The organism is Salmonella enterica subsp. arizonae (assembly GCF_008692845.1).
In the GTDB taxonomy this organism is placed as follows: Bacteria; Pseudomonadota; Gammaproteobacteria; order Enterobacterales; family Enterobacteriaceae; genus Salmonella; species Salmonella arizonae.
In genome coordinates this window covers 1-20,078 of the sequence record NZ_VXJW01000014.1, presented here as the reverse complement: position 1 = coordinate 20,078, position 20,078 = coordinate 1, and the positions used below count along the sequence as shown (strand labels likewise).

Annotated in this window: 19 protein-coding genes, 2 pseudogenes and 1 other annotated feature; of the genes and pseudogenes, 12 read left to right on the top strand and 9 right to left on the bottom strand. The window is 49.5% G+C overall.

The window, feature by feature from the left end; genetic code table 11:
* The first annotated feature begins 653 nt into the window (after nt 1-653).
* Complete coding sequence (locus F4V61_RS19400) at nt 654-1,184, top strand: hypothetical protein (protein ID WP_079828169.1); 531 nt, start codon at nt 654-656, stop codon at nt 1,182-1,184.
* A 289-nt stretch (nt 1,185-1,473) separates the two neighbouring features.
* Nucleotides 1,474-2,976, top strand: coding sequence for a hypothetical protein (locus F4V61_RS19395; protein ID WP_079828167.1), 1,503 nt, complete (start codon nt 1,474-1,476; stop codon nt 2,974-2,976).
* Nucleotides 2,977-3,005: 29 nt separating this feature from the next.
* On the opposite strand, the gene F4V61_RS22105 is transcribed toward F4V61_RS19395, so the two are convergent.
* Nucleotides 3,006-3,155 (bottom strand): hypothetical protein, encoded by a 150-nt coding sequence (locus F4V61_RS22105; protein ID WP_012210004.1) that lies wholly within the window; start codon nt 3,153-3,155, stop codon nt 3,006-3,008.
* 4 nt (nt 3,156-3,159) lie between these two features.
* Nucleotides 3,160-3,261 (bottom strand): annotated as a pseudogene (locus F4V61_RS22535) (hypothetical protein); the annotation flags it as partial.
* A 128-nt stretch (nt 3,262-3,389) separates the two neighbouring features.
* Between F4V61_RS22535 and sbcB the strand changes: the two are divergent.
* A complete protein-coding gene (gene sbcB, locus F4V61_RS19385; RefSeq protein WP_038395456.1) occupies nt 3,390-4,820 on the top strand; it encodes an exodeoxyribonuclease I in 1,431 nt (476 codons plus the stop codon).
* A gap of 134 nt (nt 4,821-4,954) precedes the next feature.
* On the opposite strand, the gene plaP is transcribed toward sbcB, so the two are convergent.
* The 4 genes and pseudogenes from plaP to F4V61_RS19365 all read right to left on the bottom strand — a co-directional run bounded on the left by plaP (nt 4,955) and on the right by F4V61_RS19365 (nt 8,388).
* Complete coding sequence (gene plaP / locus F4V61_RS19380) at nt 4,955-6,313, bottom strand: putrescine/proton symporter PlaP (protein ID WP_000019204.1); 1,359 nt, start codon at nt 6,311-6,313, stop codon at nt 4,955-4,957.
* Nucleotides 6,303-6,365, bottom strand: a complete 63-nt coding sequence (gene yoeI / locus F4V61_RS19375) for a membrane protein YoeI (protein WP_096335044.1) — start codon at nt 6,363-6,365, stop codon at nt 6,303-6,305. The genes plaP and yoeI overlap by 11 nt, the downstream gene beginning before the upstream one ends.
* 233 nt (nt 6,366-6,598) lie before the next feature.
* A pseudogene (locus tag F4V61_RS19370) lies at nt 6,599-7,518 on the bottom strand (LysR substrate-binding domain-containing protein).
* 45 nt (nt 7,519-7,563) lie between these two features.
* Nucleotides 7,564-8,388, bottom strand: a complete 825-nt coding sequence (locus F4V61_RS19365; RefSeq protein ID WP_000754717.1) for an SDR family oxidoreductase — start codon at nt 8,386-8,388, stop codon at nt 7,564-7,566.
* Nucleotides 8,389-8,550: 162 nt separating this feature from the next.
* Here F4V61_RS19365 and hisL point away from each other — a divergent pair, with 162 nt between their 5' ends.
* The 9 genes from hisL (at nt 8,551) to hisIE (ending at nt 15,786) form a co-directional block, all read left to right on the top strand.
* The gene (gene hisL, locus F4V61_RS19360) at nt 8,551-8,601 is read left to right on the top strand and encodes a his operon leader peptide (RefSeq protein WP_001364200.1); all 51 of its coding nucleotides are present in this window, start codon (nt 8,551-8,553) and stop codon (nt 8,599-8,601) included.
* Nucleotides 8,577-8,700 (top strand) — a sequence feature (His leader region). Its footprint overlaps the gene before it by 25 nt.
* 46 nt (nt 8,701-8,746) lie before the next feature.
* A complete protein-coding gene (gene hisG / locus F4V61_RS19355) occupies nt 8,747-9,646 on the top strand; it encodes an ATP phosphoribosyltransferase (RefSeq protein WP_038395454.1) in 900 nt (299 codons plus the stop codon).
* A gap of 5 nt (nt 9,647-9,651) precedes the next feature.
* The gene (gene hisD / locus F4V61_RS19350; RefSeq protein WP_000506611.1) at nt 9,652-10,956 is read left to right on the top strand and encodes a histidinol dehydrogenase; all 1,305 of its coding nucleotides are present in this window, start codon (nt 9,652-9,654) and stop codon (nt 10,954-10,956) included.
* A complete protein-coding gene (hisC, locus tag F4V61_RS19345; protein WP_000102700.1) occupies nt 10,953-12,032 on the top strand; it encodes a histidinol-phosphate transaminase in 1,080 nt (359 codons plus the stop codon). Before hisD ends, hisC begins: the two co-directional genes overlap by 4 nt.
* Nucleotides 12,029-13,096: a bifunctional histidinol-phosphatase/imidazoleglycerol-phosphate dehydratase HisB gene (gene hisB / locus F4V61_RS19340; RefSeq protein WP_058819952.1), complete on the top strand. Its 1,068-nt coding sequence runs from the start codon at nt 12,029-12,031 to the stop codon at nt 13,094-13,096. The genes hisC and hisB overlap by 4 nt, the downstream gene beginning before the upstream one ends.
* Nucleotides 13,096-13,686 carry an imidazole glycerol phosphate synthase subunit HisH gene (gene hisH / locus F4V61_RS19335; RefSeq protein ID WP_001103589.1) on the top strand — a complete coding sequence of 197 codons (591 nt, stop codon included), beginning with the start codon at nt 13,096-13,098 and terminating at the stop codon, nt 13,684-13,686. The genes hisB and hisH overlap by 1 nt, the downstream gene beginning before the upstream one ends.
* Nucleotides 13,686-14,423: a 1-(5-phosphoribosyl)-5-[(5-phosphoribosylamino)methylideneamino]imidazole-4-carboxamide isomerase gene (gene hisA / locus F4V61_RS19330; protein ID WP_038395448.1), complete on the top strand. Its 738-nt coding sequence runs from the start codon at nt 13,686-13,688 to the stop codon at nt 14,421-14,423. The genes hisH and hisA overlap by 1 nt, the downstream gene beginning before the upstream one ends.
* Nucleotides 14,405-15,181: an imidazole glycerol phosphate synthase subunit HisF gene (gene hisF / locus F4V61_RS19325; RefSeq protein ID WP_038395446.1), complete on the top strand. Its 777-nt coding sequence runs from the start codon at nt 14,405-14,407 to the stop codon at nt 15,179-15,181. Before hisA ends, hisF begins: the two co-directional genes overlap by 19 nt.
* Nucleotides 15,175-15,786, top strand: a complete 612-nt coding sequence (gene hisIE / locus F4V61_RS19320; protein ID WP_038395444.1) for a bifunctional phosphoribosyl-AMP cyclohydrolase/phosphoribosyl-ATP diphosphatase HisIE — start codon at nt 15,175-15,177, stop codon at nt 15,784-15,786. Before hisF ends, hisIE begins: the two co-directional genes overlap by 7 nt.
* Before the next feature lie 85 nt (nt 15,787-15,871).
* Here hisIE and wzzB read toward each other — a convergent pair whose 3' ends face one another.
* From wzzB to gndA, 3 genes are all read right to left on the bottom strand, one after another.
* Complete coding sequence (gene wzzB, locus F4V61_RS19315; protein ID WP_000215237.1) at nt 15,872-16,855, bottom strand: LPS O-antigen chain length determinant protein WzzB; 984 nt, start codon at nt 16,853-16,855, stop codon at nt 15,872-15,874.
* Nucleotides 16,856-17,000: 145 nt separating this feature from the next.
* The gene (gene ugd / locus F4V61_RS19310) at nt 17,001-18,167 is read right to left on the bottom strand and encodes a UDP-glucose 6-dehydrogenase (RefSeq protein ID WP_000704819.1); all 1,167 of its coding nucleotides are present in this window, start codon (nt 18,165-18,167) and stop codon (nt 17,001-17,003) included.
* Nucleotides 18,168-18,402: 235 nt separating this feature from the next.
* Nucleotides 18,403-19,809: an NADP-dependent phosphogluconate dehydrogenase gene (gene gndA / locus F4V61_RS19305; RefSeq protein WP_058819954.1), complete on the bottom strand. Its 1,407-nt coding sequence runs from the start codon at nt 19,807-19,809 to the stop codon at nt 18,403-18,405.
* Nucleotides 19,810-20,078: the final 269 nt, after the last annotated feature.

Here is a 20,078-nt window from a genome sequence, read left to right as displayed (position 1 = left end):
CTACTGAGTTTTTACTGTCGGTACTCCTAACATGCCGTGCTGATGTGTATAGCGCCTTTTGGTACTCTTCCTGCAGCGCTAAAATTAATACCAGTCATCGTGAACCAATGATTGACGGCAAGCAGCATCCTACCTTTTCACTTAATATGGACACCATATTTTGTCGGGTTTTGAGGTGTTCAGCCGTTTAGCAGCCATCCATTATTACTTCTTTATTTTATCAATTATTGATCAAACTCTTTTGATGATAGGGGGGTAATGAAGATGCCAGCAAATAAAATCTGTTTCACGAATCACATCCAAGCGACATCACCCCCCCCAAAGAGCAAAAAACATGATCATGTTTGGCATAACATTAGTTTTAATAACCCAGGTGCATCATTAAACCTAAAAATTAAACTATCTTACTCTCCCTCAGCGGGTTTATTTTTACCTAAAGAGAGTCGGAGATTCGCTTATATAAATAATCACATTGAGGTTAATAAGGTCGAGCCAGGCATTACAAACACTAAAGATAAAAGTAGTTTCTTCACGAAAACTACTCAAGTACACAGTTCAGAAGATAGCGCCTCAAAAATAATTACAGAATTTATTGTAAACATATCAGTGATAAATTATATTATTATATTTTTACCATTGGCATTTTGTGGAGTATGTTATTTGGAAAGCATCAGAAAAAAAGTCTTGAATTAATCAGAAAAACGTTCAAAGAAAATATCAGCAATCTTTGTAAGGAACTGCGGCTACTTGATAACGAAGAAAAAGCATTCTTAGTTTCAATTTTGACAATCAAACTTCGTGCTCCGCATACTTCGGATGCTAATCTGTTAAATAGAAATGGCACTTTTGATATATACTCCAAACAATTATTAATTAACAATAAAATTCCATTTCCGGAAAGGAGTTTAATTGATGATATTTATTTTTATCTAATGACGATTTTTTCTTTGCCCTGGAAGCAGGAGAAGTGTATGAGAAGGCCTCGATTCGGTTCCAGGGTTCACGCTGTTGATATTCATCAACCTGTATTTGAACAGGTTTCCTGTATAAATCTCTACGATCAGCATTTCCCAGCATCACCAGACGCTGGAAAACATATCGACGGACTTAGTCAAGAAGCGGTTGAAATCTTAAAAAAGCAAAACACTTCTAAATATGATTTTATTTTTTTGGAAAAGATATAAGGGCTGGTATCGTCAGGTAAAAAATTTGGGCCGCACTCTCAACGTTACAGCAATCAGTCAGAAAATTTTATACTGTTAATAATATTAGTATTGACAATTTTGTTCAACTAACTATTAGATTGAGTTGAGCGTCCGGTTTTTATTCATGGCCAAAATAGATATGCAGTAGTTTTACTTACACATAAGCCCAAATATTTGTCAATTAACGATGTCATCTTCGCAGGTGAAACCTCTAAAAACCAACCTATCAAATCATAAAGTACCTCATTAAGGGGGGGGCGTAATAAAAATGAAAAAATTTTATCATTTCCGTGATTATCAGAGAGCAAAGCTTGAAAGCCATGCGTTCTATAAGCTTATTGATTCCGATATTATCCCGTTAAAAAACAAACTAATGTTTGCCCCTGTGATGGCTCATTTTGTGATGAACTTCAGGGATATGAATAAATGGGTCATAAGATTTGCAACAACAGATTCTAAATTCAAATCTGTTATTAATGCAGGAACTACTGAAGACGAAACACATTCAAGATTATTTCTTGAGGACTGGAGAAAACTCTATCTTGATGATAAGTTAAACTGGAAGGCCAGCGACATTATATACTGGTTATTTATTAGTCCTGAAATGGAATGTTTCAGAAAATATGGCGTCGAGTTTATGCGTCTTTGCGTTGATGATAACAATGACCCAATATTGCGATATTCTCACTCTGAATCCGGAGAAACCTGCGGTAACGTATTTTTTTCTAAAATAAGTCCTATAGCAGATGAAGTCGCCCATGAACTGGGGGTTCAATTACGCTATTTTGGTTCATTCCATCTTGGCCTTGAGAATGGGCATGTCTGGAAGTCAGAAGGCGTCTTTGAAAATGAAGTTCTGCTCCCGGAATATTATGATAAAGTCAGAAATTTATCTCAGAGAATGTTTGATATTTTTACAGGAATACATGATGCATTCTATCACTATACATTAAAGTATATTGTTAAACATGAAGTTCATAATTTCAGCAATCTTGTCAAAACGGAAGGGAAAATTCTGACCCCCCCCTCTGAAATAAACATTACTCAGACACAAAAAAATAACGAAGAAATTATACATTATGTGGACAGTTATCTCAGGGAAATTGATGAGCACCCTTTCTTTGACTGGGTAAAATCCTCTACAATAAATGCTGAATTAAAGATAAAATGCTTTATACCTCTGTGGATTGTAGATATCATGATGTACAGAGATATCAATAATTACATTTTTACCTATATGTGCCCTGGCTCAATGGGAGAGCTTCTTATTAACGATTATGCCCGGCATCTGGCCTGCCATAGTGCTTTATTTTATAATGACTGGAAGGCTCTGAAACTTGATGATATGTTACGCTGGAGTGCAAGTGATACGCTTGAGTTTATATTTCTGAATACTGATATGGACTCTCACCGGAAAAATCTTGTTAATTTTTCACTGCACGGAATGAAAAATAAAGATCCACTTATCAGATTCTGGTTTATGATGATACTTGAATTAAGTGGAAAATCATTTTTTTCTGTTATTGGCCAGGTAGCAATGCAGGCAGAAAGTGAATGCAATATTTCACTTCCTTACCTGACAGGAAAGCATTCATCAGCAGAAGAGCAGAAATCATATTGTGCGCTATATGAATACTTCATTAATCAGGATATATCTAAAGAACAAGTAAAAACCATAAAATATCTTTCAGATATTGTTATGCGGTCATTATTAGAAAATCTTGATATCTCTTATAAATACGCTTTAAATAATATTTTTGCGGCGCGTTAATTACAAATACCACTTTAATAATGGTATCCCTACCGGGAGGCCATTGGTTTCAGCGCGTCCGGTGCAAAACCCACCAGCGGCACCACTTTCGCAGCCACAAACGCTGTTGTAGCAATATCCCGGCCTGCGGCAGTGGTCTCCGGTGTTGGCGTGCCGGTCAGTGCTGGACTGTCACGCACTGCACGGATTTTGGGCCAGAGTCAGCCCATCAGAATCAATAACTTCAGATGGACCTGAATATGGTTTACCATAGGTAGAGCGAAGTTTAACGTCACTGATCGCCATGTTAATTTTCTGTACGCAAAATCGCATAAGCAACAGTATATAAACGTGTACAGACAGAAGCAATCAATGACTAAAAGCATTAAAAGCATCTTATTTCATATACATATCACATCAGGCGTGTACATCAAGTGACAGTTAAAAACGACAGCATACAGAGCACATTCCTCTTCCACGATTACGAAACCTTCGGTACGCATCCGGCCCTCGACAGACCTGCGCAATTCGCCGCAATCCGTACAGATAACGACTTCAATATTGTTGGCGAACCGGACGTATTTTACTGCAAACCCGCCGATGATTATCTGCCACAGCCCGGCGCGGTGCTGATTACCGGCATCACGCCGCAGGAAGCGTGTGAGAAAGGAGAAAACGAAGCCGCTTTCGCCAGACGCATCCATGCGCTGTTTACCGTTCCTAAAACCTGCGTTGTGGGCTACAACAATGTTCGTTTTGATGATGAAGTCACGCGCAATATTTTTTATCGCAACTTTTACGATCCCTACGCCTGGAGCTGGCAGCATGATAATTCACGCTGGGATATATTGGATGTCATGCGCGCCTGTTATGCACTGCGCCCTGAGGGGATAAACTGGCCGGAAAACGACGACGGTCTGCCTAGCTTTCGTCTGGAACATTTAACCCAAGCGAACGATATCGAACACAGCAACGCTCACGATGCGATGGCCGATGTCTACGCCACTATTGCGATGGCGCAACTGGTGAAAACACGCCAGCCGCGTCTGTTTGATTATCTTTATAGCCACCGCAGTAAACATAAACTGGCAGCGCTGATTGACGTTCCGCAAATGAAGCCGCTGGTGCATATCTCCGGCATGTTTGGAGCGTGGCGTGGCAATACAAGCTGGGTCGCGCCGCTGGCGTGGCATCCTGAAAATCGGAACGCGGTGATCGTGGTCGATTTAGCAGGCGATATTTCCCCTCTTCTTGAACTAGACAGCGATACCCTTCGCGATCGGCTTTATACGGCCAAAGCCGATCTTGGCAATAACGCCGCAGTGCCGGTAAAGCTGGTGCATATCAATAAATGTCCGGTCCTGGCGCAGGCGAATACGTTGCGCCCGGAGGATGCGGACCGGCTGGGAATTAATCGCCAGCACTGCCTGGATAACCTGAAAGTATTGCGTGAAAACCCGCAGGTTCGCGATAAAGTGGTGGCGATTTTCGCCGAAGCCGAACCTTTTTCCTCCCCGGATAACGTCGATGCCCAGCTCTATGATGGTTTCTTCAGCGATTCCGATCGCGCAGCCATGAAAATCGTACTCGAAACCGAGCCACGTAACCTGCCCGCGCTGGATATTACCTTTGTCGATAAACGCATTGAGAAGCTGCTGTTTAATTACCGCGCGCGCAATTTTCCCGGTACGCTGGATGACGCAGAGCAGCAGCGCTGGCTGGCGCATCGCCGTCAGGTGCTGACGCCAGAGTTTTTACAACAGTATGCCAATGAATTGCAGATGCTTTCTCAGCAGTATGCGGAAGATAAAACGAAGCTGGGGTTGCTGAAATCACTGTGGCAGTACGCAACTGAGATTGTGTAATTGACCAATGCCTGACGGGTATTGTTAATCCAGAGCGGATAAATATTTACGCCGCATCCGGCAAACGTGCCGGATAACAGAGAAAAAACCGGAGGCACTGCCTCCGGTTTTGTTATTGTCGATAATACGCGCGATTACGCGACATCTTCGTACTGTGGAACCGGGTTGCGGAAGCTTTTGGTGACGCACGCCAGATAAATCAGCCCGATACCCGCCCAGATCAGGCCCAGTACCATTGAGCTCTCTTCCAGGTTAACCCACAACGCGCCAACCGTCAGCGCGCCGCACATCGGCAGGAACAGATACTGGAAGTGATCTTTCAACGTTTTATTACGCTTCTCACGGATCCAGAACTGCGAAATCACGGACAGGTTAACGAAGGTGAACGCAACCAGCGCGCCAAAGTTAATCAGCGCCGTCGCCATCACCAGGTCAAAATTAATCGCCAGCAGCGCGATCGCCCCGACCAGAATGATGTTCATCGCTGGCGTACGCCATTTCGGATGAACGTAACCGAAGAAGCTTTTCGGGAATACGCCGTCGCGCCCCATGACGTACATCAGGCGCGCTACGCCTGCGTGCGCCGCCATACCGGAAGCCAGTACGGTGATAGTAGAGAAAATCAGCGCGCCCACCTGGAAGGCTTTACCCGCCACGTACAGCATGATTTCCGGCTGAGACGCATCCGGATCTTTAAAGCGAGAAATATCCGGGAAATACAGTTGCAGGAAATAGGTCGCAAAGATGAAGATCAGGCCGCCAATCAGCGCGGTCAGGAAAATTGCACGCGGGATCACGCGTTCAGCATCTTTGGTCTCTTCCGACAGGTTACTGATGCCGTCAAAGCCGGTAAAGGAGAAGCACAGGATCGTCGCCCCCGTAATCATCGGGATAACGTGCGCATCGCCGGACCAGAACGGACGGGTACTCGCCAGCGTACCGGCGCCTTCGCCTTCAAATACGCCATAAACCACCATACCCAGGATGACCGCAATCAGCACCACCTGCAACACCACAATCACGGTGTTGAAGTTAGCGACCGATTTAAGGCTACGCAGGTTAAAGGCCGTCATAAAGGCCACCAGCGCCACAACAAAGACCCATGACGGAATGGAGGGCACCAGTGCTTCAAAATAAATTTTCGCCAACAGAATGTTGATCATCGGCGCGAACAGATAATCGAGTAGAGAAGACCAACCCACCATAAAGCCAACGGTCGGGCTGATGGATTTCTGGGCATAGGTGTACGCCGACCCCGCAGAAGGGTAACGACGCACCAGTTTCCCGTAGCTCAATGCCGTAAACAGAATCGCGATTAACGCGAATGCATATGCCGTCGGTACGTGACCGTCAGTGAGGCCTGAAACGATACCAAATGTATCGAACAGCGTCATCGGCTGCATATAGGCAAGACCCATCATTACAACCGGAACTAACGTAAGCGTTTTACGTAATTCCACGCGAGAGGTGTTTGGAGTAACGTTATGCGACATGGTCATTCTCCTTTACGGCGAATGCCGTCGCGTAAGCAAAAAATTGCCCCATTTTCTGGATTCCTCAGCGACAACAACTGTCGATTTTTAAGTAAGTATCTATCCGGTACGAAGCCCGGCCTCTTGGTATTGAATGATGTGTTTGAAGCAAAAAAATAACCGACGCGTATTAAAACGTCGGTTAGTGTCATTTTTTGCAAGCGGCGTATTCTGCCCTAAATTGAAGTGAAATGACAAGAGAATGAGAGCGCGATCAAAAAATTATTTTTCATAAGCGATTGATTTTTAAATCGGCGATTTTGCATCCCCCCCAGCAATAGCATGATTTGCTAAAATTTCATCCCACCACCAGCCGCTGGCCAGCCCGGCGGCCTGTCCATTCCAGACAATACATACCGGTTCATAGGCGATTTGCGCCACCACGTTCTTCTCTATAAGCGCGCCGCTTTCCAAAATCGCTGCGCCAGATAACGCGGTAAATAGCCGCATCCCAGGCCGCTAATTTGCAGCTCCAGCTTGGTTTTAAAATCAAAAACCGTAATCGCTTCCTGAGCGTCGAGCAATTCAGATCCTGTCGTTCGTGATGAATGGGCGCTATCGCCAACCACAATCGCGCGAAAGCGTTTAATCGTCTGGCGGCTAAGCGGTTCCTCTTCATGAACCAGAGGATGATGAGGAGCGACAGCAAACACCAGTTCAAGAGCGCCCAGGCTTGCAAAGCCAAAGCCGGTGTCTGCCGGCGGCGCGCGCATGGCGCTAACGATGATATCCGCCCCTCCCTGCGTCAACGTCTCCCATGAGCCGCCGAGAACGCCATTAACAAATTTCAGGCGCGTCACGCTGTGGCGTTGATAAAAAGCGTCAATAAGCGGGGCCAGAAGAGAAAAGGGAAAGGTATCATCCACACTGATGACCGGTTCGTTCTCCCAGCCTTCATGCAGTTTAATTGCCTGCTTTTTCAGCTCGCGAACGGTGTGCAGCACTTCACGGCATTTTTCCAGTAGCATCTTACCGACTCGCGTAAATCTCGCGCGATGACCGCTACGGTCGAGCTGTTAGATATTAAGATCGTTTTCCAGCTTATGAACGGTATAACTGAGGGCGGACGGCGTTTTGAATAATTTTGCCGATGCCGCCGCGAAGCTGCCCTCTTTTTCTAATTCTAACGCATCAAGAATAAGCAGAACGTCCAGCAGTGGTTTCATACTCGTCCCCTTGCGCTATATGGAGACCACCTGCTGGACAGCGACTCATTCCATCGGCATCACCAGCGGATCGGGATACTGGTATTCAAATCCAAGCTCATTACAAATTCGGCTACCGTCGATAACCTTCCCTTTGCCGTTATCCGGCGCGTCACGAAAATGCGGCGGCTCCATTCCCAGCAAGCGCGCCATTTGCGGATAGAACACGTTGCGTGCCGGGTGCGCCGGCGCACATATATTATAGATGTGCCCCCCTTTCGGCGCCTGTAGCAAGAGAGTAATTGCGCAGACTACATCTTCAAGATGCACCAGATTGACTCCGTGTTGACCATCCGGCGCGGTTTTTCCGGCAAAGAAACGTCCGGGATGCCGTCCCGGCCCGACCAACCCCGCCAGCCGCAGAATATCCACTGACGTGCCCGGCAGGTTGTGCAGCCAGTCTTCCAGTTCCTTCAGGGTACGCCCACTGGCCGTTACCGGATTACGCGGCGTATTCTCTTTCACCACGCCTTGCACATCGCCGTAAACAGATGTCGAACTGGTAAAAATGATACGCGGGATACGGTATGCCAGCGCGCTGTCGACCAGCTCCTGCATCGCCTGCAGATAAAAATCCTCTCCCGGCCCGCTACGACGCGCGGGTAGCGTTATCACCAGTGCATCGACATCCAGCAGAGCGTCAAGATCATCTGCTTCACAGACCAGCTCCGGCTCCAGACGCAGCGGATAGCTTTCAATGCCACTCATACGGGCCGCTTCCACCCCGTCAAGGGTGGTTTTGCTGCCGGTAACCTGCCAGCCTCTCGCTGCCAGCGACATTGCCAGCGGCATGCCTAACCAACCTAAACCGACAATTGCGACCTTTTTCATCCATTTTCTCCTGACTTTAACGCCTTATACATAAGGCTACGCTAGCCCGCCGTGACTGACAATTCATACTATAAATACGAAATGAAAAAAGCGCTTGCTTTAAGGCGTAAAAGTGGTTTAGGTTAAGAGGCATAAAATGAATAAGCATTCATCGGAATTTTTATGACACGCGTTCAATTTAAACACCACCATCATCACCATCACCCTGACTAGTCTTTCAGGCGATGTGTGCTGGGAGACATTCAGATCTTCCAGTGGTGCATGAACGCATGAGAAAGCCCCCGGAAGATCATCTTCCGGGGGCTTTTTTTTAGCGCGCGATACAGACCGGTTCAGACAGGATAAAGAGGAACACAAAATGTTAGACAACACCCGCTTACGCATAGCTATTCAGAAATCAGGTCGTTTAAGCGATGATTCACGAGAATTGCTGGCCCGCTGCGGCATAAAAATTAATTTACACACCCAGCGCCTGATTGCGATGGCGGAGAATATGCCGATTGATATCCTGCGCGTGCGTGATGATGACATTCCGGGTCTGGTAATGGATGGCGTGGTCGATCTCGGCATTATTGGCGAGAACGTACTGGAAGAAGAGCTGCTTAACCGCCGCGCGCAGGGCGAAGATCCGCGCTATTTTACCCTGCGCCGTCTTGACTTCGGCGGCTGCCGCCTGTCGCTGGCGACGCCGGTTGACGAAGCCTGGGACGGCCCGGTGGCGCTGGAGGGTAAACGTATCGCCACCTCTTATCCGCATCTCCTCAAACGTTACCTTGACCAGAAAGGCGTCTCTTTTAAATCCTGTCTGTTAAATGGCTCGGTCGAAGTCGCTCCGCGCGCGGGACTGGCCGATGCTATCTGCGATTTAGTCTCTACCGGCGCGACGCTTGAAGCTAACGGCCTGCGTGAAGTCGAAGTTATCTATCGCTCTAAAGCTTGTCTTATCCAGCGCGACGGTGAAATAGCGGAGAGTAAGCAACAACTGATCGATAAATTGCTGACCCGTATTCAGGGCGTGATTCAGGCGCGCGAATCGAAATACATCATGATGCACGCGCCGAGCGAACGCCTGGAAGAGGTTATCGCCCTGTTGCCAGGCGCCGAGCGACCAACGATTCTGCCGCTGGCGGGCGAGCAACAGCGCGTGGCGATGCACATGGTCAGTAGTGAGACTCTCTTCTGGGAAACCATGGAGAAACTGAAAGCGCTTGGCGCCAGCTCGATTCTGGTGCTGCCGATCGAGAAGATGATGGAGTAAAAACCATGGGCTTCAATACCCTGATTGACTGGAACAACTGTAACCCTGAACAGCAGCGTGAATTACTGACGCGTCCGGCGATTTCCGCCTCTGATAGCATTACCCGTACAGTCAGCGATATTCTGGATAATGTAAAAACGCGCGGTGACGACGCCCTGCGTGAATACGGCGCCAAATTTGATAAAACTGAAGTAACATCACTACGTGTCACCGCTGAAGAGATAGCCGCCGCCGGCGCGCGTCTGAGCGAAGAATTAAAACAGGCGATGGCCGCCGCCGTCAAAAATATTGAAACGTTCCATTCCGCGCAAACGCTGCCGCCAGTAGATGTGGAAACCCAGCCTGGCGTGCGTTGCCAGCAGGTTACGCGTCCCGTCGCATCTGTCGGTCTGTATATTCCCGGCGGCTCGGCTCCGCTCTTCTCAACGGTGCTAATGCTGGCAACGCCGGCGCGTATTGCGGGATGTCAGAAAGTGGTTCTGTGCTCGCCGCCGCCCATCGCCGATGAAATCCTCTATGCGGCACAACTGTGTGGCGTACAGGAGATCTTTAACGTCGGCGGCTCGCAGGCGATTGCTGCTCTGGCCTTCGGCAGCGAATCAGTTCCGAAAGTCGATAAAATTTTTGGCCCCGGCAACGCCTTCGTGACCGAAGCCAAACGTCAGGTCAGCCAGCGTCTCGACGGCGCGGCTATCGATATGCCTGCCGGGCCGTCTGAAGTATTGGTGATCGCCGACAGCGGCGCAACGCCGGATTTCGTCGCTTCTGACCTGCTTTCCCAGGCAGAACACGGCCCGGATTCACAGGTGATTCTTCTGACGCCGGATGCCGACATCGCCCGCAAGGTAGCGGAGGCGGTAGAACGTCAACTGGCTGAACTGCCGCGCGCGGAAACCGCCCGTCAGGCTTTGCGCGCCAGTCGTCTGATTGTGACCAAAGATTTAGCGCAGTGCGTCGCTATCTCTAATCAATATGGGCCGGAACACTTAATCATCCAGACGCGAAATGCGCGTGATTTGGTGGATGCGATTACCAGCGCCGGCTCGGTATTTCTCGGCGACTGGTCGCCGGAATCCGCAGGCGATTACGCTTCCGGAACCAACCATGTTTTACCCACCTATGGCTATACTGCTACCTGTTCCAGTCTTGGGTTGGCGGACTTTCAGAAACGAATGACCGTTCAGGAGCTGTCGAAAGCGGGCTTTTCCGCGCTGGCGCCAACCATTGAAACGTTGGCGGCAGCAGAGCGCCTGACCGCCCATAAAAATGCCGTTACCCTGCGCGTAAACGTCCTCAAGGAGCAAGCATGAGTACTGAAAATACTCTCAGTGTCGCTGACTTAGCCCGTGAAAATGTCCGCAACCTGATACCGTATCAGTCCGCCCGCCGTCTGGGCGGTAACGGCGATGTCTGGCTGAACGCTAATGAATTCCCGACAGCGGTGGAGTTTCAGCTCACCCAACAAACGCTTAACCGCTACCCGGAATGCCAGCCAAAGGCCGTGATTGAAAACTACGCACAATATGCTGGCGTAAAGCCTGAGCAGGTGCTGGTCAGCCGCGGCGCGGACGAAGGGATCGAACTGATGATCCGTGCCTTCTGCGAACCGGGGAAAGATGCCATTCTCTACTGCCCGCCCACTTACGGTATGTACAGCGTCAGCGCCGAAACCATTGGCGTAGCGCGCCGAACGGTTCCCACGCTTGAAAACTGGCAGTTGGATCTACAGGGGATTTACGACAACCTTGACGGCGCAAAAGTGGTGTTCGTTTGTAGCCCCAATAACCCCACCGGACAACTTATCAACCCGCAGGATCTGCGCACGCTGCTGGAGTTGACGCGCGGTAAAGCGATGGTCGTCGCCGATGAAGCCTATATTGAGTTTTGCCCGCAGGCCACGCTGGCAGGCTGGCTGGTTGAATATCCTCATCTGGTTATTCTGCGCACATTGTCGAAAGCTTTTGCGCTGGCGGGTCTGCGCTGCGGCTTTACTCTGGCCAATGAAGAGGTGATTAACCTGCTGTTAAAAGTGATCGCCCCTTATCCGCTCTCCACGCCGGTGGCGGATATCGCCGCCCAGGCGCTGAGTCCGCGGGGAATAAACGCGATGCGCGAGCGCGTGAGGCTGATTGTGCAGGAACGTCAGCATCTGGTAAATGGCCTACAACAGGCCGCCTGCTTAGAACACGTCTTTGACTCTGAAACCAACTATATTCTGGCGCGGTTTACCGCCTCCAGCAGCGTGTTTAAATCATTATGGGATCAGGGCATTATCTTACGCGATCAGAATAAACAACCTTCTTTAAGCGGCTGCCTGCGGATTACGGTCGGCACCCGCCAGGAAAACCAGCGCGTCATTGACGCCTTACGTGCGGAGCCAGTATGAGTCAGAAGTATCTTTTCATCGACCGGGACGGAACCTTAATTTCCGAACCGCCGAGTGATTTTCAGGTAGACAGCTTTTATAAGCTGGCCTTCGAGCCAGAGGTCATTCCCGTATTGCTGACGCTGCAAAAAGCGGGTTTTAAACTGGTGATGATCACTAACCAGGATGGGCTTGGCACGCAAAGCTTCCCGCAGGCGGACTTTGACGGACCACACAACCTGATGATGCAGATTTTCACCTCTCAGGGCATACACTTTGATGACGTGCTCATCTGCCCTCATCTGCCCGCAGAAGATTGCGACTGCCGTAAGCCCAAAGTGAAGCTGGTGGAGCGCTATCTGGCGGAGCACGCGATGGATAGCGCCAATAGCTATGTGATTGGCGATCGCGCGACCGATATCCAGCTCGCTGATAATATGGGCATTACGGGTTTACGCTATCACCGTGAAACGCTGAACTGGTCGATGATTGGCAAACAGCTAACGAAACGCGATCGTTATGCGCATGTGGCGCGCAACACTAAAGAAACGCAGATTGATGTCAGCGTCTGGCTGGATCGCGAAGGCAACAGCAAGATTAATACCGGCGTCGGTTTCTTTGACCATATGCTTGATCAAATCGCCACCCACGGCGGCTTTCGCATGGAGATTACCGTTAAGGGTGATCTCTATATTGACGATCATCACACGGTAGAAGATACCGGGCTGGCGCTCGGCGAGGCGTTAAAGCTGGCGCTCGGCGACAAGCGCGGTATCTGCCGTTTCGGTTTTGTATTGCCGATGGATGAGTGCCTGGCGCGCTGTGCGCTGGATATTTCCGGTCGTCCGCACCTGGAATATAAAGCTGAATTTACTTACCAGCGCGTGGGCGATCTGAGCACAGAAATGATTGAACACTTTTTCCGCTCGCTCTCTTATACCATGGGCGTCACCCTGCATCTTAAGACTAAGGGTAAGAACGATCACCACCGCGTTGAAAGCTTGTTTAAAGCCTTTGGTCGTACGCTACGGCAGGCCATTCGCGTGGAGGGCGATACATTGCCGTCCTCGAAAGGAGTGCTGTGATGAACGTCGTCATCCTTGACACCGGCTGCGCCAATTTAAGCTCGGTAAAATCCGCCGTGGCGCGCCACGGCTATGCTCCTGTGGTCAGCCGGGAACCGGAAATCGTATTACGCGCTGACAAACTCTTTCTGCCGGGCGTGGGCACGGCGCAAGCCGCTATGGATCAACTACGCGAACGTGAACTAATCGACTTAATTAAAGCGTGTACTCAGCCGGTACTGGGTATCTGCCTGGGTATGCAACTGCTGGGGCGTCGCAGCGAAGAGACGCACGGCGTGGATCTGCTGAACATTATCGAACAAGATGTGCCGAAAATGACCGATTTTGGTCTGCCGCTACCGCACATGGGCTGGAATCGCGTTTATCCGCAGGCGGGCAATCGATTGTTCCAGGGCATTGAAGATGGCGCCTATTTTTATTTTGTTCACAGCTACGCGATGCCGGTCAATCCGTGGACGATCGCTCAGTGTCATTACGGCGAGCCGTTCACCGCCGCGGTACAGAAAGACAACTTCTTCGGCGTGCAGTTCCACCCGGAACGTTCGGGCGCGGCGGGCGCGCAGTTGCTGAAAAATTTCCTGGAGATGTAATGATTATTCCGGCATTAGATTTAATCGACGGCGTCGTGGTGCGTCTCCATCAGGGCGACTATGCCCGGCAGCGGGATTACGGTAACGATCCCCTGCCCCGTTTGCAGGATTACGTCGCCCAGGGCGCTGAAGTGCTGCATCTGGTAGATCTGACCGGCGCTAAAGATCCGGCTAATCGACAGATATCGCTGATCAAAACGCTGGTCGCAGGCGTGAACGTGCCTGTTCAGGTCGGCGGCGGCGTGCGTACCGAAGAAGACGTTGCGGCATTACTGGAGGCTGGCGTTGCCCGTGTGGTCGTAGGTTCAACGGCAGTAAAATCCCCTGAGGTGGTGAAAGGTTGGTTTGAACGTTTCGGCGCGCAGGCGTTGGTACTGGCGCTGGACGTTCGCATAGACGAACACGGCAACAAACAGGTGGCGGTTAGCGGCTGGCAGGAAAACTCCGGCATCTCGCTGGAACAACTGGTGGAAACCTATCTCCCCGTCGGCCTGAAACATGTGCTGTGTACCGATATTTCTCGCGACGGCACGCTGGCGGGTTCTAATGTTTCGCTATACCAAGAGGTATGCGCCAGATATCCGCAGATCGCCTTTCAGTCCTCCGGCGGTATTGGCGATATCGATGATATCGCCGCCCTGCGCGGCACCGGCGTGCGCGGCGTGATTGTCGGACGCGCGCTACTGGAAGGGAAATTTACCGTTAAGGAGGCTATCCAATGCTGGCAAAACGCATAATTCCGTGTCTGGACGTTCGTGATGGTCAGGTGGTGAAAGGCGTACAGTTTCGCAACCATGAGATCATTGGCGATATCGTCCCGCTGGCTAAACGCTATGCCGACGAAGGCGCGGACGAACTGGTGTTCTATGACATTACCGCCTCCAGCGATGGCCGTGTAGTGGATAAAAGCTGGGTGTCGCGCGTAGCCGAGGTGATCGACATTCCGTTTTGCGTAGCGGGCGGTATTCGGTCAATTGACGACGCCGCCAAAATTCTCTCTTTCGGAGCGGATAAGATCTCCGTGAACTCCCCGGCCCTGGCTGACCCAACTCTGATTACCCGTCTGGCTGACCGCTTTGGTGTACAGTGCATTGTCGTTGGAATTGATACCTGGTTTGACGACGCTACGGGGAAATACCACGTTAACCAGTATACTGGCGATGAGAACCGTACCCGCGTGACGCAGTGGGAGACGCTGGACTGGGTGCAAGAGGTACAACAACGCGGCGCGGGCGAAATCGTCCTGAATATGATGAACCAGGACGGCGTGCGTAACGGTTACGATCTGACGCAACTGAAAAAAGTCCGTGACGTTTGCCGCGTGCCGCTGATCGCCTCCGGTGGCGCGGGCACGATGGAACACTTTCTTGAGGCATTCCGTGATGCTGATGTCGACGGCGCGCTTGCCGCCTCCGTTTTTCACAAGCAAATCATCAATATTGGCGAATTAAAAGCGTACCTGGCAGGCCAGGGCGTGGAGATCAGGATATGCTAACAGAGCAACAACGCCGCGAGCTGGACTGGGAAAAAACTGACGGCATGATGCCAGCCATCGTGCAACATGCGGTATCTGGCGAAGTATTAATGCTGGGTTACATGAATCCACAAGCGCTGGACAAGACCATTGAATCCGGCAACGTTACTTTCTTCTCACGCACAAAACAGCGTTTGTGGACTAAAGGTGAAACTTCAGGCCATGTGCTGAAGGTGGCTAGCATTGCGCCGGATTGCGACAACGACACGCTACTGGTGCTGGCAAATCCTGTTGGGCCGACCTGCCACAAAGGCACCAATAGCTGCTTTGGCGACGCCAGCCATCAGTGGTTATTTCTCTACCAACTGGAGCAACTGCTGGCAGAGCGCAAAACCGCCGATCCGGCCAGCTCGTATACGGCGAAACTGTACTCCAGCGGTACCAAACGTATTGCGCAAAAGGTCGGCGAAGAAGGTGTAGAAACCGCGCTGGCGGCAACCGTCAACGATCGTGTTGAGCTGACTAACGAAGCGTCTGATTTGATGTATCACTTGCTGGTGCTGTTGCAGGATCAGGATCTTAATCTTACCACCGTGATTAATAATCTTCGTAAGCGCCATCAATAAGTGTAAAAAAAAACCGGGCAACGCCCGGTTTTTTGGTGGAATTTTGCGTTCCGTAGGCTGGATAGCCGCCATCCGGCAAAGAAACTTACAAGGCTTTTGGCTTATAGCTACGTAGCGCATTACGTCCCAGCACAATTCCGGCGCCGATCATCCCCCCCAGTAATACAGCCAGCACAAGGGTAATGGCTTTTTTCGGGCTATCGCGACGAACCGGCAGCGTTGGTTTCATTACATAACGATAGACATGCACCGTATCGGCAGTCACTTTCAGATTTTTAATATCCAGCAGAGTCTGCTTCGTCTGGTAATAGGCCGGTGAAAAGACCAGTGGACGCGTCGCTTCGTTCTGTATCATCGATTTTAGCGCATCGCTCCCCAGCAGGAACATGGTATCCTGGGTAACATCCTGGGTTTGCTGAATCTGCGGCTGCGTGATTTTGGCTTCATCCGCGTAGCGCAACGCTTCTTCGATTTGCTTAATACGCAGATCTTTTTGCTCCTGCGCCACCACTTCCTGCGTTTCAAGGGACTCCTGCAACGTTTTGGTTTGCAGCGTGATGTTATCTTTAAGGTCAACTTCCAGTTCCTTCGCGACCTCTTCGTCCACCTGTTGGATATATTCCGCCAGCCGACGCTGCGCCCCTTCAGCGGTGTTACTCACGTAAGAAACCGAGAGCGGCAGCGCCTGCCCTTTTACCGACTGTTCAATGGTGAGCTTTTCCGGTACTTTTTGATTATCCAGCGCTTCCGCCAATGCGGAAAACGCCGCGCTAAAGCGGCTTATAAAATTTGTCTGAACCTCCGAAATTTTGGGGGCATTCCCGCCATACAAGACGTTGAGCGCATTGGTATAGGTGGCAACCTGCCCAGCATCGGGTTGGGTGAGAATCGCCGTGGATGTCCATTTTTCTTTGGCTATCATCAGATAGCCTACCGCCAGTAAAATGGCGATAATAACAGCTACAATAATGGTCATCTTCCCACGCCACAACTGTAGTAATAAATCAATCAAATCAATCTGTTCCGGATCGTTCCCACGCCCGGAAAACGTATTATTATCCACTGTCATAGATACCCTAATTAAAAAAGGATGAAGCTGGAAATAGTGTAGTCATAACTAAAATAGATGCTATAGGATTAATGATAAAAACAGATATTTTTTTCCATTTATTTGGTCAATGAATCACCGGGACTTATCAAGCCCCGGTTCTTTATTAGTCACTACCGAAAAGATCGCGGGTATACACTTTTTCAGCGACATCCGAAAGCTCTGTCGCCATCCTGTTGGAAATAATGACATCCGCCTGCTGTTTAAAACAGCGCAAATCACGTTCAAGGCGAGTGTTAAAGAAAGTATCTTCTTTCATTACGGGTTCATAGATGATGACCTCTACGCCTTTCGCTTTAATGCGCTTCATGATCCCCTGAATCGATGAGGCGCGGAAATTATCGGAGTCACTCTTCATGATCAGGCGAAAAATTCCCACCACTTTTGGCTTTCTGGAGAGGATAGCATCGGCAATAAAATCTTTACGCGTACGGTTTGCTTCAACGATGGCGGAGATAATATTATTAGGTACCGACTGATAATTAGCCAGCAACTGTTTGGTATCTTTTGGCAAGCAATATCCGCCATAACCAAACGAGGGATTATTGTAATGATTACCAATACGCGGGTCGAGGCACACCCCTTCAATAATTTGTCGGGTATTTAATCCTAACGTTTCAGCATAACTGTCTAATTCGTTAAAATAAGCGACTCGCATGGCGAGGTAAGTATTGGCAAAAAGTTTAATGGCTTCCGCTTCACTAGAGTCTGTAAACAGCGTTGGAATACCCTGCTTAATAGCCCCTTCCTGGAGTAACGCGGCAAATTCTCTGGCGCGATCAGACTGCTCGCCAATAACGATACGTGAAGGATAAAGGTTATCGTAAAGCGCTTTACCTTCACGTAAAAATTCCGGGGAGAAAATGATATTTTCTGTCGCAAACTGCCGACGCATTGCCGCAGTGAAGCCTACCGGTACCGTAGACTTAATAATCATAACAGCTGCAGGGTTGATGCTTACCACATCCTGAATGACCGATTCCACACTGGACGTATTAAAATAATTTGTTTTTGGATCGTAATCTGTAGGCGTAGCTATGATGACGTAATCTGCGTTCTGGTACGCATCAAACTTATCCAGCGTTGCTCTGAATCTGATATTATCGTCCTTTAAAAATTGCTGAATTTCTTTATCAACAATCGGAGATATCCGATCATTTAACAGTTCAACACGGGAAGGAACAATGTCTAACGCCACCACATCGTGGTGTTGTGCAATAAGCAAACCATTAGACAAGCCTACATAACCCGTCCCGGATATCGTGATTTTCATTATTTACTCTCAGAATTAACTTAATGATGAATCATGATGTATTCGCATCCTGATAAGATATTAAAGTTTTAGCGCCTGAGTAAATAAACTGCAACGCAGACGAGAACAATTCAGATTATCTTCATTACGATAAACACAGATTATTAAGTTAATATTAAGCAAACGCGATAAATCAATAAGAATATAGATAAAAAAAAGCCCGGCATTAAGCCGGGCTTAAACAAGCTGGCAGAAATTATTCCAACCATTCGGTATGGAAAATACCATCTTTATCAGTACGTTTATAGGTGTGCGCACCAAAATAGTCACGCTGCGCCTGAATCAGGTTAGCTGGCAGTACCGCGGCACGATAGCTGTCATAGTAGGCCACCGCGGCAGAGAATGTCGGAACAGGAATGCCGTTCTGCACTGCGTAAGCCACGACATCGCGCAGCGCCTGCTGGTACTCATCAGCAATTTTCCTGAAGTAAGGCGCTAACAGCAGGTTAGCGATACCGGCGTTTTCTGCGTAAGCATCGGTGATCTTTTGCAGGAACTGAGCGCGAATAATACAGCCCGCACGGAAAATTTTGGCGATCTCGCCGTAGTTCAGATCCCAGTGGTATTCCTCAGACGCAGCGCGTAACTGCGAGAAGCCCTGCGCATAGGAAACGATCTTGCCGAGATACAGCGCGCGACGCACTTTCTCGATAAATTCCGCTTTGTCACCCACAGGCTGCGCTTTCGGCCCGGAGAGCACTTTAGACGCGGCGACACGTTGCGCTTTCAGCGAAGAGATGTAACGCGCAAAGACGGATTCGGTAATCAGCGACAGCGGTTCGCCAAGATCCAGCGCGCTCTGGCTGGTCCATTTACCGGTCCCTTTGTTGGCGGCCTCATCGAGAATGACATCTACCAGATAGTTTCCGTCTTCATCTTTTTTAGTGAAGATGTCTTTGGTGATGTCGATCAGATAACTGCTCAGCTCGCCGTTATTCCACTCGGTAAAGGTGCTCGCCAACTCTTCATTGCTGAGGTTCAGGCCACCTTTCAGCAGGGAATAGGCTTCAGCGATAAGCTGCATATCGCCATATTCAATACCATTATGAACCATTTTCACATAGTGACCCGCGCCATCGGCACCGATGTAGGTCACGCACGGTTCGCCATCTTCCGCCACGGCAGCAATCTTCGTCAGAATCGGCGCCACCAGTTCATAGGCATCTTTCTGACCGCCAGGCATAATGGACGGTCCTTTCAACGCGCCCTCTTCGCCACCGGAAACACCGGTACCGATAAAGTTAAAACCCTCAGCAGACAGCTCGCGATTGCGACGGATTGTGTCCTGGAAGAAGGTGTTACCGCCATCAATAATGATATCGCCTTTTTCCAGATACGGTTTCAGCGAATCGATGGTTGCGTCAGTACCTGCGCCCGCTTTCACCATTAACAGGATACGACGAGGCGTTTCAAGGGATTCAACGAACTCTTTCACCGTGTAATAAGGCACCAGTTTTTTGCCGGGATTCTCGGCAATCACTTCTTCGGTCTTTTCACGGGAGCGGTTGAAAACGGAGACGGTATAACCACGGCTTTCGATGTTGAGCGCGAGGTTACGCCCCATCACTGCCATACCGACGACGCCGATCTGTTGCTTGGACATTACATACTCCTGTCAAGTGTGGTCACCGCGCGACGAGTGCGCGGCTTGAAATGTGACTTAGATGTTAACTTACTTATGCCTAAAAAGCTGCTGACCTTGGCCCAAAATCAGTGCCTTCGTCTTTCTGTAGACTTCGGATAAATGACCCTGGCCCAAATTCAGTACAGTGCTAAATCAGAGATCTTCGTCTTTCTGACCCTGGCCCAAATTCAGTACAGTGCTAAATCAGAGATCTTCGTCTTTCCGGAGACTTCGGATAAATTCAGCCG

Excerpts from the sequence above, each read along its gene's own strand:
- ugd (WP_000704819.1), bottom strand. The coding sequence starts at position 18,167 with ATGAAAATCACGATATCCGGGACGGGTTATGTAGGCTTGTCTAATGGT.
- hisH (WP_001103589.1), top strand. The coding sequence starts at position 13,096 with ATGAACGTCGTCATCCTTGACACCGGCTGCGCCAATTTAAGCTCGGTA.
- hisF (WP_038395446.1), top strand. The coding sequence starts at position 14,405 with ATGCTGGCAAAACGCATAATTCCGTGTCTGGACGTTCGTGATGGTCAG.
- F4V61_RS19400 (WP_079828169.1), top strand. The coding sequence starts at position 654 with ATGTTATTTGGAAAGCATCAGAAAAAAAGTCTTGAATTAATCAGAAAA.
- hisG (WP_038395454.1), top strand. The coding sequence starts at position 8,747 with ATGTTAGACAACACCCGCTTACGCATAGCTATTCAGAAATCAGGTCGT.
- hisA (WP_038395448.1), top strand. The coding sequence starts at position 13,686 with ATGATTATTCCGGCATTAGATTTAATCGACGGCGTCGTGGTGCGTCTC.
- F4V61_RS19395 (WP_079828167.1), top strand. The coding sequence starts at position 1,474 with ATGAAAAAATTTTATCATTTCCGTGATTATCAGAGAGCAAAGCTTGAA.
- gndA (WP_058819954.1), bottom strand. The coding sequence starts at position 19,809 with ATGTCCAAGCAACAGATCGGCGTCGTCGGTATGGCAGTGATGGGGCGT.
- F4V61_RS19365 (WP_000754717.1), bottom strand. The coding sequence starts at position 8,388 with ATGAAAAAGGTCGCAATTGTCGGTTTAGGTTGGTTAGGCATGCCGCTG.
- hisD (WP_000506611.1), top strand. The coding sequence starts at position 9,652 with ATGGGCTTCAATACCCTGATTGACTGGAACAACTGTAACCCTGAACAG.
- hisB (WP_058819952.1), top strand. The coding sequence starts at position 12,029 with ATGAGTCAGAAGTATCTTTTCATCGACCGGGACGGAACCTTAATTTCC.
- wzzB (WP_000215237.1), bottom strand. The coding sequence starts at position 16,855 with ATGACAGTGGATAATAATACGTTTTCCGGGCGTGGGAACGATCCGGAA.
- hisC (WP_000102700.1), top strand. The coding sequence starts at position 10,953 with ATGAGTACTGAAAATACTCTCAGTGTCGCTGACTTAGCCCGTGAAAAT.
- plaP (WP_000019204.1), bottom strand. The coding sequence starts at position 6,313 with ATGTCGCATAACGTTACTCCAAACACCTCTCGCGTGGAATTACGTAAA.
- hisIE (WP_038395444.1), top strand. The coding sequence starts at position 15,175 with ATGCTAACAGAGCAACAACGCCGCGAGCTGGACTGGGAAAAAACTGAC.